At 69.3% G+C, this 15,635-nt stretch carries 15 protein-coding genes; 5 read left to right on the top strand and 10 right to left on the bottom strand.

Annotated features, from left to right (window positions below):
* Both ACFYO0_RS46095 and ACFYO0_RS46090 read left to right on the top strand, forming a co-directional pair.
* Positions 1-117, top strand: a 117-nt coding sequence (locus ACFYO0_RS46095) for an L-serine ammonia-lyase, iron-sulfur-dependent, subunit alpha (protein WP_346139133.1), incomplete at its 5' end; no start/stop codon positions are given.
* Between the two features lie 292 nt (positions 118-409).
* Positions 410-1,105 carry a lysophospholipid acyltransferase family protein gene (locus tag ACFYO0_RS46090; protein ID WP_388688359.1) on the top strand — a complete coding sequence of 232 codons (696 nt, stop codon included), beginning with the start codon at positions 410-412 and terminating at the stop codon, positions 1,103-1,105.
* Positions 1,106-1,158: 53 nt separating this feature from the next.
* On the opposite strand, the gene ACFYO0_RS46085 is transcribed toward ACFYO0_RS46090, so the two are convergent.
* Entirely contained in the window at positions 1,159-1,602 is a 444-nt protein-coding gene (locus ACFYO0_RS46085; protein ID WP_388688356.1) for an NUDIX domain-containing protein, read from the bottom strand.
* Positions 1,603-1,841: 239 nt separating this feature from the next.
* Here ACFYO0_RS46085 and ACFYO0_RS46080 point away from each other — a divergent pair, with 239 nt between their 5' ends.
* Positions 1,842-2,399 (top strand): glycoside hydrolase family 25 protein, encoded by a 558-nt coding sequence (locus ACFYO0_RS46080; RefSeq protein ID WP_388688348.1) that lies wholly within the window; start codon positions 1,842-1,844, stop codon positions 2,397-2,399.
* Between the two features lie 4 nt (positions 2,400-2,403).
* On the opposite strand, the gene ACFYO0_RS46075 is transcribed toward ACFYO0_RS46080, so the two are convergent.
* The 3 genes from ACFYO0_RS46075 to ACFYO0_RS46065 form a co-directional block, all read right to left on the bottom strand.
* Positions 2,404-2,772 (bottom strand): endonuclease domain-containing protein, encoded by a 369-nt coding sequence (locus ACFYO0_RS46075; RefSeq protein ID WP_388688354.1) that lies wholly within the window; start codon positions 2,770-2,772, stop codon positions 2,404-2,406.
* Positions 2,773-2,923: 151 nt separating this feature from the next.
* Positions 2,924-3,136 carry an EF-hand domain-containing protein gene (locus ACFYO0_RS46070; RefSeq protein WP_388688351.1) on the bottom strand — a complete coding sequence of 71 codons (213 nt, stop codon included), beginning with the start codon at positions 3,134-3,136 and terminating at the stop codon, positions 2,924-2,926.
* 58 nt (positions 3,137-3,194) lie between these two features.
* Positions 3,195-4,109, bottom strand: a complete 915-nt coding sequence (locus ACFYO0_RS46065; protein ID WP_388688346.1) for a MerR family transcriptional regulator — start codon at positions 4,107-4,109, stop codon at positions 3,195-3,197.
* Between the two features lie 57 nt (positions 4,110-4,166).
* On the opposite strand from ACFYO0_RS46065, the gene ACFYO0_RS46060 reads away from it, so the two are divergent.
* Positions 4,167-4,805, top strand: coding sequence for a GNAT family N-acetyltransferase (locus tag ACFYO0_RS46060; protein ID WP_388688344.1), 639 nt, complete (start codon positions 4,167-4,169; stop codon positions 4,803-4,805).
* A 27-nt stretch (positions 4,806-4,832) separates the two neighbouring features.
* Here ACFYO0_RS46060 and ACFYO0_RS46055 read toward each other — a convergent pair whose 3' ends face one another.
* The 4 genes from ACFYO0_RS46055 to ACFYO0_RS46040 all read right to left on the bottom strand — a co-directional run bounded on the left by ACFYO0_RS46055 (position 4,833) and on the right by ACFYO0_RS46040 (position 9,240).
* Entirely contained in the window at positions 4,833-5,423 is a 591-nt protein-coding gene (locus ACFYO0_RS46055; protein ID WP_388688342.1) for an ATP-binding protein, read from the bottom strand.
* 223 nt (positions 5,424-5,646) lie between these two features.
* On the bottom strand, positions 5,647-6,414 hold the full coding sequence (locus ACFYO0_RS46050) for an enoyl-CoA hydratase/isomerase family protein (protein ID WP_388688339.1): 768 nt from the start codon (positions 6,412-6,414) through the stop codon (positions 5,647-5,649).
* Between the two features lie 107 nt (positions 6,415-6,521).
* Positions 6,522-7,781 carry an Ig-like domain-containing protein gene (locus tag ACFYO0_RS46045; RefSeq protein ID WP_388688337.1) on the bottom strand — a complete coding sequence of 420 codons (1,260 nt, stop codon included), beginning with the start codon at positions 7,779-7,781 and terminating at the stop codon, positions 6,522-6,524.
* A gap of 226 nt (positions 7,782-8,007) precedes the next feature.
* A complete protein-coding gene (locus tag ACFYO0_RS46040) occupies positions 8,008-9,240 on the bottom strand; it encodes an Ig-like domain-containing protein (protein ID WP_388688334.1) in 1,233 nt (410 codons plus the stop codon).
* Between the two features lie 159 nt (positions 9,241-9,399).
* Here ACFYO0_RS46040 and glgX point away from each other — a divergent pair, with 159 nt between their 5' ends.
* Complete coding sequence (glgX, locus tag ACFYO0_RS46035) at positions 9,400-11,694, top strand: glycogen debranching protein GlgX (protein WP_388688332.1); 2,295 nt, start codon at positions 9,400-9,402, stop codon at positions 11,692-11,694.
* Between the two features lie 309 nt (positions 11,695-12,003).
* Here the strand turns inward: glgX and ACFYO0_RS46030 are convergent, their stop codons facing one another.
* Positions 12,004-13,782 carry an ABC transporter ATP-binding protein gene (locus ACFYO0_RS46030; RefSeq protein ID WP_388688329.1) on the bottom strand — a complete coding sequence of 593 codons (1,779 nt, stop codon included), beginning with the start codon at positions 13,780-13,782 and terminating at the stop codon, positions 12,004-12,006.
* A 5-nt stretch (positions 13,783-13,787) separates the two neighbouring features.
* On the bottom strand, positions 13,788-15,578 hold the full coding sequence (locus ACFYO0_RS46025; RefSeq protein ID WP_388688326.1) for an ABC transporter transmembrane domain-containing protein: 1,791 nt from the start codon (positions 15,576-15,578) through the stop codon (positions 13,788-13,790).
* Positions 15,579-15,635 lie beyond the last annotated feature (57 nt).

The raw sequence follows: 15,635 nt of genomic DNA, 5'->3' as shown, positions 1-15,635 counted from the left end.
CACAAGGTGTCCCTCGACAAGGTCATCAAGACCATGAAGGACACCGGCGCCGACATGTCGGTCAAGTACAAGGAGACCGCCCGCGGGGGCCTCGCGGTGAACATCATCGAGTGCTGACGAGACGCGCACACCGACAGGACGTACGCGCACCGACTGCCCGTGACCGCCAACCGTGAACACTCAGGCCTGCCGCGGCAGGCGGCCGGCGCCCTGATCCCGCCCTCCCCTGCACCTTCCGGATCGGCCTGCGCTCAGCTTCACCGCTCTGCTGCGGCAGGACAGCGGCGTGGGTATCTCACCTCCACGCGATCGAACAACGCCTCATGGCACATGAGTACGGCGACTCAGGCCTCGTCGGCGCCTGCCCGCGACGATGAAGATCAACATTGACGAGACCGGGAGCATGCTCATGCTCAGCCGCATCGCCGACATCCTGGTGCCCACCGTCGGCCGACTGTCGGTGACCACCGACCCCGGCGCCGAACTCGCGCCGGGCAGCATCATCGCCGCCAACCACACTTCCCTCGCCGACCCCGCCGTCGTGGTCGCCGCCCTGCACCGCCTCGGCGCTGAGCCGGTTGTCATGGCTTCCGCAGGACTATGGCGCGTCCCGCTGCTGGGGCGCGTTCTCGCCCGCGAAGGACACATCCCCGTCTTCCGCCGAGACCAGCGCGCCGCGGCCGCGCTGGACGTTGCGGCAGAAGCCCTGGAGCAGGGACGGCTGGTCCTCATCTACGCCGAGGGAGGTTTGCCCCGCCGCAAGGACGCTGCGGAAGCGGCACCCGGCACCTTCCACAGCGGCCTGGCCCGGCTCGCCGAGCGCACCGGCGCCCCCGTCGTACCCGTGGGCCAGGCCGGCGCCCGCCGGGTCACCTCGGGCAGCGCCATCAAGCAGCTCGCCGGCCTGGTCACAGCACCCCTGCGCCGGCCGAACCTGCACGTGCACGTGGGCGCGCCGCTGAAGCTGACCGGCGACCACATCGTACGGACGGCACGGGCCCGCACCGCGGTGACCACCGCATGGTGGAGGGCCGCCTCCCACCTGGGCGAGCCCGCCGCGAAGGACCTACCGGCCGCCTGCCACGGCAGGCGGCCGGCGCGATGAATCCGGGCACGGCCTCCGCTCAAGCAAGGCACCGCCTGGCGCGGAAGCCCTTCCTACTTCCAGCCGTTCAGGAACACCTGAGGGCCACCCTTGAGGTAGCAGTGGAGGGCACTTGCGGTGGACGCCACGAACTCGTCGGGGATGGCCTCGACGTCAACCCAGCGGACCTGGGCGTGCTTGCGCGGTTCTCGGTTTTCGAGTTCGCCGGACCATTCGTGGGCGGCGAAAACGACCGTGAGGAAGCCATTGGGGGCTTCGACGCCCCAGGCGCAGTGGATGATGTGAGCGACCTTCAGAGACTCTGGCTTCACCGTCAGGCCGGTTTCCTCGTAGAGCTCGCGTACAGCGGTTTCGGTGATGGGTTCGCCGGGTTCTCTCTTGCCAACTGGCAGGTCCCACATGCCCTGGGCGAACTTGGCGTTCTGGCCGCGCTGGAGGAGGACGACGCGCTTGGTGGCCTTGTCGTGGACGATAACGGCGGCGACCAGCCGGGTCATGGATTCGCGGGCGGGCTTGGGGGCAATGGGATCGTCCTCGGTTGACCGCTGAGCCACGGTTACGTCCCTTCATCGGCCGGTGCGTGGGCAGTTCAGGCTTTGCGGCTGCGTTCGACAGAACATCCATGCGAGGGTGGGGCGGCTGAAGTAAGGGAAAAACGCCAGGTAGTTGTGGCTTTCCTGGCCCCCACTGCTCTCTCCCCACTTCCCTCTCCCCCCATCGCACGGAGGATCCCCCCATGCTGCGCGGCATCGATGTCAGTTCCTACCAGTCATCCTCGTACGACACCGATGGCTTGTCCTTCGTCTTCGTCAAGGCGACGGAGGGCCGTTCGTACGTCAACCCCAAACTCGGCGCCCAGACGAAGACCGCCCGCGACGCCGACTGCGTGGTCGGCTTCTACCACTTCCTCTGGCCGGGCAACCTCACGGCCCAGGCCGAGTACTTCGTCAGCAAGGCACCGGAAAGAGCGGGCGACATTCTCGCCGTCGATTGGGAAACGACGAGCGAGGGCACGCATGCCAGCAACTCGGAGAAGGACCGCTTCATCCGGAAGGTGAAGGAGCTCAGGCCGAACCATCGGGTGATTCTGTACTGCAACAGGCACTACTGGCTCACCGTCGACAGTACGTCGTACTGCGGCGACGGACTTTGGATCGCGGACTACGTAACTGCCGGCAAACCCCGCATCAAGGCGAAGTGGCGCTTCCACCAATACACCAGCGACCCGATCGACAAGAACGTGGCGGACTTCGCGAGCAAGGCAGCGTTGCGACAGTGGGCCGAGAACGCCTGACCTTCTAGCGCCTCACCGAGGCAGCCAGTTCCGACCGGAGTCGCCTGGCCGGCGGGTCCGTGAGATATGCGTTCAACAGGTCGAAGGTCCGAAACGCGGGCGGAAAAGCCTCGTACCACCCAAGGGCGTGGAAATTGCAGTTGTTGCAGATGAGGCCTCGCGCGCACTCACCGCAGCTTCGCACACCCGAGCAACACGCATGGTCGTGGTCGATTTCCATGTCCCGCCTGCCCGAGTCGGCTGTCCCGCAAACCGCGCATCTATCCTGCTGAAACCCTCTCAGCAAGTCGATGAAATCCTTGGTCACGCGGCAGTTGTCGAGGCGGACTCGCTCGGCGTTGCACGGCTTGCAGTAGGGCCGTGGAGCACCCATTGCATTGACAGGTGAGTACTCAGTTGCGGGCTTGTGTTCGCCGCAGTTGATCGCGCGGCGGGTGGCCCGTTCGGGGTCGCGATGGACGAGGATCCGGCGCCGGACATGACGAAGGGGCGCCCAGTTGCCGGGCGCCCCCCTCATCCTCGGCTCACTTGCCCAGGTAGTTCCAGAACTCGTCGAACGAGAGAAGCTTGTCGCCGTTGAGGTCCCGGTCGGCGATCACGGACTCCGCCACAGACTCGGTGACGTTCCAGTCGCCGCCTTGGGCCAGGGCGGTCTTGAACTCGGCGGCGGTGACGAAGCCATCACCATCCGTGTCAATCCGCTGGAACTGCTTACGTGCTTCCTCGATGTCCGCCACCGGGTCCGCCCCTTCGTGCTGTGTCGCTGTCAACCATGCCTTGCTGTCGGGGGTCAGATTATCCGTCGGGTCGGGAACGGAGCGCGGCGACCGCCCAGGCGAACTCCTCGCGGTGCGCGGGCAGCGGCCCGGTTCCGCGTACGCGGGCCGTCAACTCCCGGAAGCGGGCCATTTCGGTATGCGTCGCGGACTCCATGCGTTCCAGTACGGCGGCCCGGTCCGCGGCGCCGAGCAGTTGTCCCAGCACCTCCTCGGCCTGCGGCGACTCGGGCGCGATGCCCCGTTCCCGCGCCTCGCTCGCAAGCTGCACCAAGCGGCTCATGAACCACAGGGACGTACCGGACGGGGCGTCCGGCCCTCGGTCCACCGCGTTGAACTCGATCATCTTCCGCATACGCGCGCGGAAGGCCGGGTTCTGCATCAGTTCGGCGAGTTCGACCCAGGCGTCCACCTGCTCGGACGTGGGATCGTCTGGCAGGTCGGCGAGTCCGAACCGCATCCGCGTACGGATGTCGGGGTCCGCGGTGTCGAGCCCTCCGAAGGTCTCTTCCATGAAGTCGTCGATGATGCGTCTCCGCTCGGCGGCCGACAGCCGCGCCAGCTTGTTCATCAGGGTCATCTCCTCCGCGGTTGAGCCGCGTCGCGCCACAGTCGACAGCACCGCCCGGGTCACCTTCAGAGACCGGATCTGCGCGTCAAGCGCCGCCACATGCGTGGCCGCCACCTCCGCGACTGTCGTCTCGCCGGCCATCACCCGACGTACGTCATCCAGGCCAAGGCCCAACTCCCGTAATGTACGGACGAGTTCGAGACGGGCCACGGCGGCGGCGTCGTACAGTCGGTAGCCGCCGGACGAGCGGGTCACCGGTGGCAGGACGCCCGCATCCGACCAGTAGCGGATGGTGCGCACCGACAGGCCGGTGTTCCGGGACAGCTGCCCGATGGTGAGCAGCCGGGTGCCGTCGTCGATCATGTCGTGAAGTCTGGGCCTTCCAGTGGGTGGAGACTCAAGCCGGTGAGAGGGGACCTCATGCCTGACACCCTGCGGGACATTCTCGACGCCGCGGCCCGTGGGGAGTTCCTGCCTCCCGACGGTGGTGTCACCGTCGTGCCACAGCATGGTCGGCGGGATGCGGGCGTCATCGCCTTCACCGCGCACTCCGTCGTCTTCACGGACGAGGATCCGGAGTGGGTGCGTGCGCAGCTGCGGTCCCTGGAGTGCGACGCCCTCGCGGCGGCCATGAATCCGCGGTTCCTGGCGGCGTTCATGGACCGTACGGGGCGTACGACGGACACCGTCGATCTGCTGACCGTTGCGACGCCCGTGCCGGGTCCGCCGTCGCTCGCACTGTCCGAGCTCCGCGACCCCGACCACCCCCGGGTCGCCCGCGCCCGCAAGCAGCGCGACGCGGTGCGTGTATGGGCCGTCGACGGTGGCGTACTCGTCGTGGGGCGTGGGGTGGCGGGGCGGCTGGAGGTCGCGGTCGAGGTGGACGAGGGGGTACGGCACCAAGGGGTGGGGCGGGCGCTCGCCGCGGCGGCGCGGCAACTGAGTGGGGGCGAGCCCGTCTGGGCGCAGCTGGCCGCCGGCAACGCCCGGAGCGTACGGGCGTTCCAGGCGGCCGGGTTCCGCCCGGTGGGCGCTGAGGCGCTGCTCGTCACACAGTGAACCCGGCAGGCGCCCGTGCCGCCCTCGTCAGTGGTGGTCGCTGGTCACCCGGATCTCGAACCACGTCGTCTTGCCGCGAGGCAGCAGGTCGACTCCCCAGCGGTCGGAGAGTTTGTCGACGAGGGTCAGACCTCGCCCGCTGACGTCCAGGTCCCGGACTGGCATGAGGCAGGGGAGGCCTCGGGAGGGGTCGCGGACCTCGATGCGGATCCAGCCGCGGCGGCTGCGCATGCGGAGGCCGAACACGCGGGCACCGGTGTGGCGTACGGCGTTGCCGACGAGTTCGGAGACCAGGAGTACGGCATCCTCAGCGATCTTCGGGGAGAGTCCCCACTCGCGCAGGACGACCACCTGGGTCAGCCGGCGCGCGGTGGCCGCCGACTCGGGGCGGGACGGCAACGGAACCTCGGCCTTCGTCGGATTGCCGAACAACTCCAGTGCCTTCAGTGCGCGTTCGTCCTCGACTCCGGGTGACCAACGCGCCGCGGTCGCACTCGCGTGCCGCCGCGGCTGTTCCATACCCTCCAGCCCCGCCATGACCCCATCATGGCCGCCCAGCCCGGCTTTCGGGGCCGTTCCAGGGGAATGCGCCCCCGGGAGCCCTCCGTTCCAAGCCATTCGTAAGGCATATGCCACGGGTAGTCGCGAGGCGGTGCAGACCGATTGACCTGCGACGAAAGCCCTCTTGGGGGCAATCGCCGACGGCCCCCGACCAGGCGACCTCGAGTTCGACTCAAGGCTCATATGAACCGCCCCATCGGGGGACACCGACGTAAGACGCACGTCAACTTCCTGTTGATCAGGGCAAGTTGATCAGAGGAAGTTGATCAGAGGAAGTTGATCAGAGGAACTTGGCCTTCCCCGGTCCTTCCTCCACAAAACTCCGCATCCCCCGCTGCCGGTCCTCCGTCGCGAACAGCCCCGCGAACCAGTTGCGTTCCACCGCGAGCCCGGTCTCGAGATCCGTCTCCAGCCCCACGTCCACCGACTCCTTGGCGGCGCGCAGCGCGAGCGCCGGCCCCTGCGCGAGCTTGGCGGCCCACGCGTGCGCCTGCTCGTACACCTCGGCGGCGGGCACCACCCGGTCCACCAGGCCGAGTGTGAGCGCCTCGTCGGCCCTGACCATACGGCCGGTGAAGATGAGGTCCTTGGCGCGCGAGGGCCCGATCAGCCGGGACAGCCGCTGGGTGCCTCCCGCCCCGGGGATCAGCCCGAGCAGGATCTCCGGCTGGCCCAGCTTCGCGTTGTCGGCGGCGATCCGGTAGTCCGCGCAGAGCGCCAACTCGCAGCCCCCGCCCAGCGCGTACCCGGTGACCGCGGCCACCACCGGCTTGGGGATACGGGTCACGGCGGTGAAGGAGTCCTGCAGGTCACGGGAGCGTACGACCATCGCCGTATGGTCCATGGCCTGCATCTCCTTGATGTCCGCGCCCGCCGCGAACACCTTCTCGCCGCCGTAGAGCACCACCGCGCGTACGTCCTCGCGACGCGTGGCCTCCTCCGCGAGCTCCTTGAGCCTGTCCTGTGTGGCGACGTCCAGCGCGTTCATGGGCGGACGGTCGAGGCGGATCGTGCCGACACCTTCGGCGACTTCGAGATGCACAGTCATGAGGGAAGGTTAACGGGCACTAACGAAACCGGCCCGGTGTGCTCAGTCACAGCACACCGGGCCTGTCGCAGCACACCGGACCCTCTCGGCCTACGACCGACAGTCGCTCACCACTTGTCCCACGGCATGTTCCAGCCGTTGAGCCCGTTGTCCGGGTCGATGATCCGGTCCTTGGAGTTCTTCACGATCACCACGTCGCCGACCATCGAGCGGTCGAAGAACCAGCCCGCCGGAGTCCCGGAGCTGCCGCCCTTCAGGTCACGCAGGCCGATGCAGCCATGGCTGGCGTTGTAGTTGCCGAAGGCGTCGCCGCCCCAGTAGTTGCCGTGGATGAAGGTGCCCGAGGTCGAGAGCCGCTGAGCGTGCGAGACGTCCTTGATGTCGTACTCGCCGCCGTAGCCGACCGTTTCGCCGTTCATACGGGTCATTTCGAGGCGCTCGCTGATGACCATCTGGCCGTTCCACGTCTCGTAACCCGGCTTGCCCGTCGTGACCGGGATGGTCTTGATGACCTTGCCGTCACGCTCGACCGTCATCTTCTTCGACTTGACGTCCACGGTCGATATCTGGCTGCGGCCGACCGTGAACTCCACGGTCTTGACCTGCTCGCCGTAGACGCCGGGCCGGCCTTCCACGCCGTCGAGGTCGAGGTCCACCGTGACCTTCGTACCGGGCTTCCAGTATTTCTCCGGACGGAAGTCCAGCCGGTCGTTGCCGAACCAGTGGCCCTTGACCTCCACCGCGGGCTCCGTCCTGATACGGATGGCCTTCTCGACGTCCTCGGGCTTGGTGATGCCCCGCGTGAAGTTGAGCGAGAAGGGCATTCCGACGCCGACCTTGGAACCGTCCTCGGGCGTGAAGATGCCGACGAAGGTGTTCTTCGGAGTCAGTGTCGTGAAGCTGGACTCTTCGGTCGACTCGCGGCCCTCGGAGTCCTTGGCCGTCGCCTGGACCTTGTACTTCGTGTCCGACGCCAGGTGGTAGGTGGGCGTCCAACTCGCCCCACCCTCAGTGATCTTGCCCTCGACCGCCTTGCCCTTGGTGTCCTCGACCTTGACCTCGGTCAGCTTGCCTTTGGCCGCGGATATCTTCAGAGCGCCGTTGGTGTCCACATCGTCGGCGCCGTCCTTGGGCGCTATGGTCACGACGGCCTGCGAGGTTCTGGTCTCGGCCTGGTCGGAGCCGCCCTTGCCCCCGTTCTTGTCGCCGTCGGATCCCGGCTTCGAGCTGGACCCGCCTCCGCCACCGCACGCCGTCACAGCGATCAGCAGCACGCCGAGTATCAGCGCCAGAAGCCCCGTACGCCCCGTACGTCCACGCCCCCGCGCGCCAACCGACGCCCCCGATATCGGTCGCCCGATGTTCAACTTGCTTCTCCCCTCGCACGGCCCGTCAACCAGGCCCGCACTCCTGCGCGTCGCACGCGCGACCCGCGCCAATTAACCATATGACCAGCGGCGGTGGCTCCCCGTAATTGTCACTTTTCGGTCCCAAGTTCAGCCGAAAACGATCTCGCGTTCACCCCCCCGGTAGCCCATCCCGTGCTCGTTCTATGCCCGCCCGATATCCGCTCTATGTCCCCTCTATGTCCGACTAATTGACGGCGGAGCCTTCCCTCCACTCCTTCCATCCCATGTTCCATCCCCCGAGCCCGTTGTCGGGCGCGACCTTCTTGTCGTCGCTGTGCACGACTTCGACGACGTCACCGACCAGGCTGCGGTCGAAGAACCAGCCCGCCGGACTCGCGGAACTACCGCCCTTCACGTCGCGCAGGCCCACACAACCGTGGCTGACATTGGCGTTGCCGAACACGCCCCGCGCCCAGTAGTTGCCGTGCAGGAAGGTCCCGGAGTTGGTGAGCCGCATCGCGTGCGGGACATCCGGGATGTCGTACTCGCCCTTGCCGTCGGCGTCTTCGAAGCCGACCGTGGCGCCGTTCATCCGGGTCACCTCGAGCTTCTCCGTGACCACCATCTTCCCGTTGTACGTCGTCGTCTTGGGAGCGCCCGCCGTGATCGGCACCGTGGCGAGGAGTTCGCCGTCGCGGCGTACCTGCATGGTGTGTTCTGCGGCGTCGACGAGGCTGGTCTGGCTGCGGCCGACGGTGAAGGAGTAGGTCCGGTGCTGGAGCCCGTACACGCCGGGCGCCGCCTCGACGTCCCGCAGCCGCAGGCCGACGGTGACCTTCGTACCCGGCTTCCAGTACTTCTCGGGCCGGAAGTCCAGCCGGTTCCTGCCGAACCAGTGCGGGCGGATCTCGACGTCGGGACGCGCCCGCACGTGGATCGCGCGCTCGACGGCCGCCCGGTTCTGGACCTCGCGGTTGAACTCCAGCGAGACGATCATTCCCGTGCCGACGGTCGACCGGTGCTCGGGGATGACTCGTCCGATGAGCCGCTCGCCGAGGACGTACGTCCGGAACGTCGCATGCCGCACCAGCCGCCGCCCGTGCCCGTCGAGGGCGACCGCGTCCACGGTGTACATGGCGGCCGGCTCCAGTCTCCCGTCGCCGTCCGGCCGCCAGGTCATGCCGTCTGCTTCGATGCGCCCGGGGACCAGGGACTCCCGCGCGCCCCGGGACTTGACGACCTTCACGGACTCCAGACGCCCGAATGCCACCCGTACCGTCAGCTCCTGACCAGGACGTACGGTCCTGCTGCCGTCGGCCGGCCGGATGTGGATCGCCTCCTCGGGTGAGCGGGGCTTGCCGAGCATGCCGTCGAGCCCGTTGGAGGTGCAGGCCGAGACAACGGCCAGCAGCGCTGCCCATGTCAGTACGGCGGCCAGTGCTGTCCGTGCGCGCCGCGCGCGCCTGTGTGCATCCATCACGTGCACCCAACGATCTGTCCCGTCCTGGGGAAACGTGAGTGCGAGCCCCGCTCTGGGCAGAACAGTGGGAAGGACGACGCGACGATGAGCCACCACGGCAGGGACGCCGTGAGCTCTTCTTGGCGCCGTTCAACCGAGCCGCTGGAGGTTGAACAGGTGTCGAGCGCACCCGAGCAGGAGATCGAGCAGCAGGAGCAGCGCGCCCCTGCCAACGGGCTGCCCGTTTCCGCTCCACAGGGGCGTGCCCCGTCCGCCGTGGTGAACGGCGCGGCGCGTACGGCCCCCGTCGTGCCCGTATGGCCCGGTGCCCCGACCCCGTTGGGGGCGCGCTACCGGGTCGGCCCCGACGGTGTCGCGGGCACCAACTTCGCACTGTGGGCGGGCGGCGCGGAGTCGGTAGAGCTGTGCCTCTTCGACGATGAGGGCGACGAGACCACCGAGGTGCGGCTGCCGCTCACCGAACTGACCCACGAGATCTGGCACGGTTTCGTGCCGGGCGTGCGGCCCGGGCAGCGGTACGGCTTCCGTGTGCACGGCCGCTGGGATCCATGGACAGGCGCCCGCTGGAACCCGGCGAAGCTCCTCCTCGATCCGTACGCGCGTGCCGTGGACGGAGACTTCAGCCTGCCGCCGGAGGTGTACGGGCACGTCCGCGACTGGCCTCAGCAGCAGGTCGCCGACACCGTGCGCGACGACCGGGACTCGGCGCCGTACGTCCCGAAAGGTGTCGTCGTCCACGATGACGCACCCGACGACGAATGGGCGGACGACCGCCGCCCGAAGACGCCGTGGGCGGATTCGGTGATCTACGAGGTGCATGTGCGCGGCTTCACCCGTCTGCACCCGGACATCCCCGCGGAACTGCGGGGCACGTACGCGGGGTTGGCGCACCCGGCGGCGATCGAGCACCTGGTGAAGCTGGGCGTGACGGCGATCGAGCTCCTCCCGGTGCACCAGTTCGCACACGAGGACCACCTGCTGCGGCGGGGCCTGAAGAACTACTGGGGCTACAACTCCATCGGCTACTTCGCCCCCCACGCGGCGTATGCGGCCTGCGGGACGAGGGGCCAGCAGGTCGGCGAGTTCCGGCGCATGGTGCGCGCGCTGCACGCCGCCGGCATCGAGGTCATCCTCGACGTGGTCTACAACCACACGGCCGAGGCGAGCGAGCTGGGCCCGACGCTGTCGCTCCGCGGCATCGACAACCGCGGCTACTACCGACTCCAGGAGGACGCCCGCCGGTACGCGGACTACACGGGCTGCGGCAACACCCTGCACGTCGTCCAGCCGCACGTCCTGCGCCTGATCACGGACTCGCTCCGCTACTGGGTGACGGAGATGGGCGTGGACGGTTTCCGCTTCGACCTGGCGGCGGCGCTGGCGCGCTCGATGCACGACGTGGACATGCTGTCCCCGTTCCTGGCGGTCATCGCGCAGGACCCGGTCCTGCGCCGGGTGAAGCTGATCGCGGAGCCCTGGGACGTGGGGTCGGGCGGCTATCAGGTAGGCGCGTTCCCACCTCTGTGGACGGAGTGGAACGACCGCTACCGCAACGCGGTACGCGACTTCTGGCGGGGCGCCCTGCCGGACGTACGCGACCTGGGGTATCGCCTGTCCGGCTCCAGTGACCTGTACGCCTGGGGAGGCCGCCGTCCGTACGCCTCAGTGAACTTCGTGACCGCCCACGACGGCTTCACCCTCCGCGACCTGGTCTCGTACGAGCACAAGCACAACGCGGCGAACGGCGAGGGGAACCGGGACGGCACCGACGACAACCGTTCCTGGAACTGCGGGGCGGAGGGCGAGACGGACGACGCGTCCATACGTGCGCTGCGGCGCCGTCAGCTCCGTAACCTGCTGACGACTCTGCTGCTCTCGACGGGCGTGCCCATGCTGGTCGCGGGCGACGAGTTGGGGCGGACCCAGCGGGGCAACAACAACGCGTACTGCCAGGACAACGAGTTGAGCTGGGTCGACTGGGCTCTGCTGGACGATCCCGAGTGGCGGCCCCTCTTCGACCTCACGTCCCGCCTGGTCGCCCTGCGCCATGAGCACCCGGTGCTGCGGCGACGGGCGTTCTTCTCGGGCCGGGCCCATTCCGCGGACGGACTGCGTGATTTGGCCTGGTTCACGGCCGACGGCACGGAGATGACGGAGCGGGACTGGTACGCGCCGTCCGCGACGGTCGCCCTGTATCTCTCCGGCCGGGACATCCCCGGCCGGGATGCGCAGGGCGTCCCGATCACGGATGACAGCTTCCTGGCGGTCCTCCACGCCGGGGAGCGCCCGGTGGACTTCGTCCTCCCGGGGCCGCCTTGGGCGGAGAGCTACGAGGTCGTGGTCGATACGTCGCTGGAGGAGCAGGGGGTGGCGCCGGGGGTGGTGCATCGGGCGGGGGCGGGGGTTCTGGTGCCGGGGCGGGCGGTGCTGTTGCTGCGGGTGGTGGAGTGAGTTCGCGTTCGCCTGCGGGGGGTTCGTTTGGGTTCATGGGCGGCTGCGGGTGCGTGGGGGTTGCTCGCGCAGTTCCCCGCGCCCCTGGGTGCGTGGTGGGTCGGGGCCGTGGGCCGGTGCGGGCACGTCGTGGTCAGGGTGAGTGGAGCCGCAGGCTTTTCAGGGGCGCGGGGAACTGCGCGACCAGCCACAACGCACCCGCAGCCGCGACACGACTGTCTCCCCCCACCCCCTGGCGAGGGGCCTGGGGCGCAGCCCCAGTTTCGGGAAGGGGCGGGCTTGGGGAATCCCCCACCCCCATAGGCGCCGTCAACCGCCGGACACCTGTCCATGCCAAGACCCCCACAGCGCCGCATACGCCCCACCCGCCGCCACCAAGCTCTCATGCGTCCCCACCTCCGTCAGACACCCCGCCTCCATGACCGCAACCCGGTCCGCGTCATGGGCCGTATGCAGACGATGGGCGATCGCGATCACCGTGCGCCCAGCGAGCACGGCCGCCAGCGCATGCTCCGTATGGCGAGCCGTGGTCGGGTCGAGAAGCGCTGTCGCCTCGTCGAGGATCAGCGTGTGCGGGTCGGCCAATACCACCCGCGCCAGAGCCAGCTGCTGAGCCTGAGACCCATCCGGACGGTGCCCGGCGGGCCCCAACTCGGTGTCCAGGCCGGAGGCCAGCTCGGAGACCCAGCCCGCGCCCACCGCCGCAAGCGCCGCCCACAACTCGGCGTCATCGGCTGACGGTTCGGCGATCAGCAGGTTGTCGCGGACCGTCCCCAGGAACACATGGTGCTCCTGGGTGACCAGCACAACCTGCCGCCGCAACTGCTCGGGCCCGAGCGCAGCGATCGGCACCCGCCCCACCGTCACCGTCCCGGAACTCGGCGCGTCGATCCCCGCAAGCAGCCGGCTCAACGTGGTCTTGCCCGCACCGGACGGACCGACGATCGCCAGCCGCTCCCCCGGCCGCACCGTCAGGTCCACTCCGCGCAGTACCTCGCCCCCGCGGTCGTACGCGTACCGCACCCCTGTGACATCGATCCGGTCGTCCTCCGGCGTGGGGGAGGACGCCGCCGAAGCCTGCGGTGCCCGCCCCAGCCCCTCCACGCGGGCGAACGACGCGCCACTGCTCTGCAACTGCTCGACCCGCATCAGAATCGTGTCGAGCGGCGACTCGAGCTGACGCAGATACAGCGCCGCCGCGATCACCGCACCCAGGCTCATCAGTCCGCGCTCGTGCAGGACACTGCCCGCCAGCAGCACACCGGCCACGGGAACGACGTACGAGAACTCCATGACCAGGAAGAACACGGAGCGCAGGTACAGCGTGTACATCCGGGTGCGACGGGACGTCTCGAGCGCCTCCCGGCTCGCCGCGATCCGCCGCCCCCGAAGCCCGAAGGCTTCGACCGTGCGGGCCCCCGCGGCGGTGGCCGCCACGATCTCGGCGACCTCCGAGGTGGCGGCCCCCTCGGCGAGATACGCGGCGCGCGCCCGGCGCAGATACCAGCGCAGTACGAACCAGATGCCGATCTGACCGAGCACCGCACAGGCACCGAGCAGCGGATCGAGGAAGAAGACCGCGCCGAGGATGAACAGGCACTGCACCGTGGAGATCAGCAACTCGGGGCCGGCGTCGCGCAGCGTGGTTCCCACCTGGGCGACATCAGCCGTGCCGCGCGCGGTCAGATCGCCCGTGCCCGCCCGCTCCACGACCGAGGCGGGCAGCGACAGGGCCCGCTCGACGAACTGCTCGCGCACCCGTGCCAGCGTCCGCTCCCCGAACCGGTGCCCCACATAGCGGGCCCACCGGGCCAGCAGCAACTGCGCCAGCGCGCACAGCAGAATGGCGAGGGCCAGCCGGTCCACGACATCCACGCCACCGCCCGCCCTGACCTCGTCGATGATGCGGCCGAGCAGCCAGGGGCCGACGAGTCCGACGGCGGCGGCCAGCGCGTTCAGGACGAGCACGGCGACGAAGGCGCGCCCGTCGGCCCGGATCAGCCGCTCCGCCGCCCGCCGCACATCGGCCGGTTCGGCGACGGGCAGTTGGCCGGAGGACTGCTTCGTAACCGAGGTCTCCGAAGCCACTGAAGTCACCGAACGGCCTCCCCCACACCCGCGTCCACATCCCCGTCCGCGACCGCGTCCGCCTCCCCAACAAAGTCCCCGTCGTCGTGCTCTTCCTCGTCGTCATCGCGAGCCACCAGCGCCCGGTATCCGGGCTCCTCGTCGAGGAGCCGATGATGGCTCCCGCTGGCCACGACCTTGCCCTCGACCAGGTAGAACACGGTGTCCGCCCGGTCCAGTACGAGCGGCGAGGTGCTGGTCACCACGGTCGTACGGCCCGCGCGCCCGGCCCGCAGCCGGTCCGCGACGGCGGCCTCGGTGTGGGCGTCGAGTGCCGAGGTGGGTTCGACGGCGAGCAGCACTTCCGGCTCGGCCAGCAGCGCCCGTACGAGCCGTACGCGCTGCCGCTGGCCGCCGGACAGGCTGCGGCCCTGTGCGTCGACGGCCGAGTCGAGTCCGTCGGGCAGGCCTTGGACGATGTCGTCGGCCGCGGCCGCGTGCACGGCGCGGGAGATGTCCTCCTCAGCGAGGTCCCGGCTGCCGGACACCAGCTCCCGCAGCGTGCCCGCGAACAGGTCCGCCTCGTTGTCCGCGACCAGGATGCGCTCGCGGATCTGCGCCAGTTGGATCTCGTCGAGGCGTACGCCGCCCCAGGTCGCAGCCGACTCGGCGTACCGGCCGAGGCGGTCGATCACGGCCGCGGACTCGGCGGGACGGGCACCGGCCAGCGCGGTCAGCCGGCCGGGCAGCACCCGCAATCCGGACTCCGGGTCGTGCAGCACCGAGGGCTCCGCGGGGGCCTCCCGTGTGCCGTCGTCGGCGGCCGGCTCCAGTCGCAGGAAAGCTACGACGCGCCGCGCGGCCACCAGTCCTCGGCTGATGCCGTAGCCGCACTCCACGAAGAACGCCACCATCGGCACCAGGACGGCGACATAGCCGTACACCGACACCAACTCGCCCACGGTGAGCTGCCCTTGAGCGGCCAGCCGGGCCGCCAGCCAGGTCACCACGGCGAGGAACACCGTCGGCAGTCCGATGCCCAGCGCCTGGAGCCAGCTGGTCACCGCCCCGACCCGGTACCCCTGGGCCCGCAGCCGTTGCGAGTCCCGGTGGAAGGCGTCGGCGACCAGCCCTTTGCCGCCCAGGCCGTTGAGGACGCGCAGTCCGCTCGCGAGGTCGCCGATGCGCGCCGTCAGCACGCTCTGCCGTTCGCGGTACGTGGTCTCCGTGCTCTGCAGCCGCCCGAGCAGCGGACCTGCGATGACGGCGATGACCGGGATGCCGAGCAGGACGACTCCGGCCAGCAGGGGGGAGAGCGTCAGCAGCAGCCCGGCGACGACCATGTAGGCGACGAGTGCGCCGACGCCGGGGCCGACCACGGTCAGGGAGCCGCTGATCGTCTGCACGTCGCCGACGCCGATCGTGACGACCTCCCCGGCCCCGACCCGGCGTGACAGTGCGGCACCCAGCCGGACCGCATGCCCGACCACGACCTTCACTGTGCGGAAGTTGGCGTCCATCCGGAGTCTGGTCATGGTGCGGTGCCGCATGATGCTCAGCCAGGCGTTGAACGCCCCCATGCCGAGCAGGGCCGCGGACCAGCCGATCAGCGCGGCCCGGTCGCCCGGCTCCAGACCGTCGTCGATCGCGCGGGCCAGCAGATACGGCGCGAGCGCCATCAGCACGAACCACACGCTGCCCAGCAGCGCACCGGCGGCGGACCGGCCCGGCTGGGCCCTGACCAGCCACCACAGATACCGGCCGCCGCTTCGGCAGTCGGGCGTACCCGGATTTCCGTACGCATCGATCTGCCCCACCCGTTGACCACCCTCCCCATCGACCGACGGCCGTCAACCGACCGCTGACATGCCACG

Source organism: Streptomyces sp. NPDC006365, assembly GCF_042870755.1.
Taxonomy (GTDB): Bacteria; Actinomycetota; Actinomycetes; order Streptomycetales; family Streptomycetaceae; genus Streptomyces; species Streptomyces xiangluensis.
The sequence above is the reverse complement of the archived record's forward strand: the minus strand, read 5'-3'. Positions and strand labels throughout refer to the sequence as shown.

What these genes read in the sequence shown, in the direction of transcription:
- ACFYO0_RS46060 (WP_388688344.1), top strand. Translation starts at nt 4,167, where the DNA reads ATGCCTGACACCCTGCGGGACATTCTCGACGCCGCGGCCCGTGGGGAG.
- ACFYO0_RS46050 (WP_388688339.1), bottom strand. Translation starts at nt 6,414, where the DNA reads ATGACTGTGCATCTCGAAGTCGCCGAAGGTGTCGGCACGATCCGCCTC.
- ACFYO0_RS46090 (WP_388688359.1), top strand. Translation starts at nt 410, where the DNA reads ATGCTCAGCCGCATCGCCGACATCCTGGTGCCCACCGTCGGCCGACTG.
- ACFYO0_RS46080 (WP_388688348.1), top strand. Translation starts at nt 1,842, where the DNA reads ATGCTGCGCGGCATCGATGTCAGTTCCTACCAGTCATCCTCGTACGAC.
- ACFYO0_RS46065 (WP_388688346.1), bottom strand. Translation starts at nt 4,109, where the DNA reads ATGATCGACGACGGCACCCGGCTGCTCACCATCGGGCAGCTGTCCCGG.
- ACFYO0_RS46055 (WP_388688342.1), bottom strand. Translation starts at nt 5,423, where the DNA reads ATGGCTTGGAACGGAGGGCTCCCGGGGGCGCATTCCCCTGGAACGGCC.
- ACFYO0_RS46085 (WP_388688356.1), bottom strand. Translation starts at nt 1,602, where the DNA reads ATGACCCGGCTGGTCGCCGCCGTTATCGTCCACGACAAGGCCACCAAG.
- ACFYO0_RS46040 (WP_388688334.1), bottom strand. Translation starts at nt 9,240, where the DNA reads ATGGATGCACACAGGCGCGCGCGGCGCGCACGGACAGCACTGGCCGCC.
- ACFYO0_RS46075 (WP_388688354.1), bottom strand. Translation starts at nt 2,772, where the DNA reads ATGGGTGCTCCACGGCCCTACTGCAAGCCGTGCAACGCCGAGCGAGTC.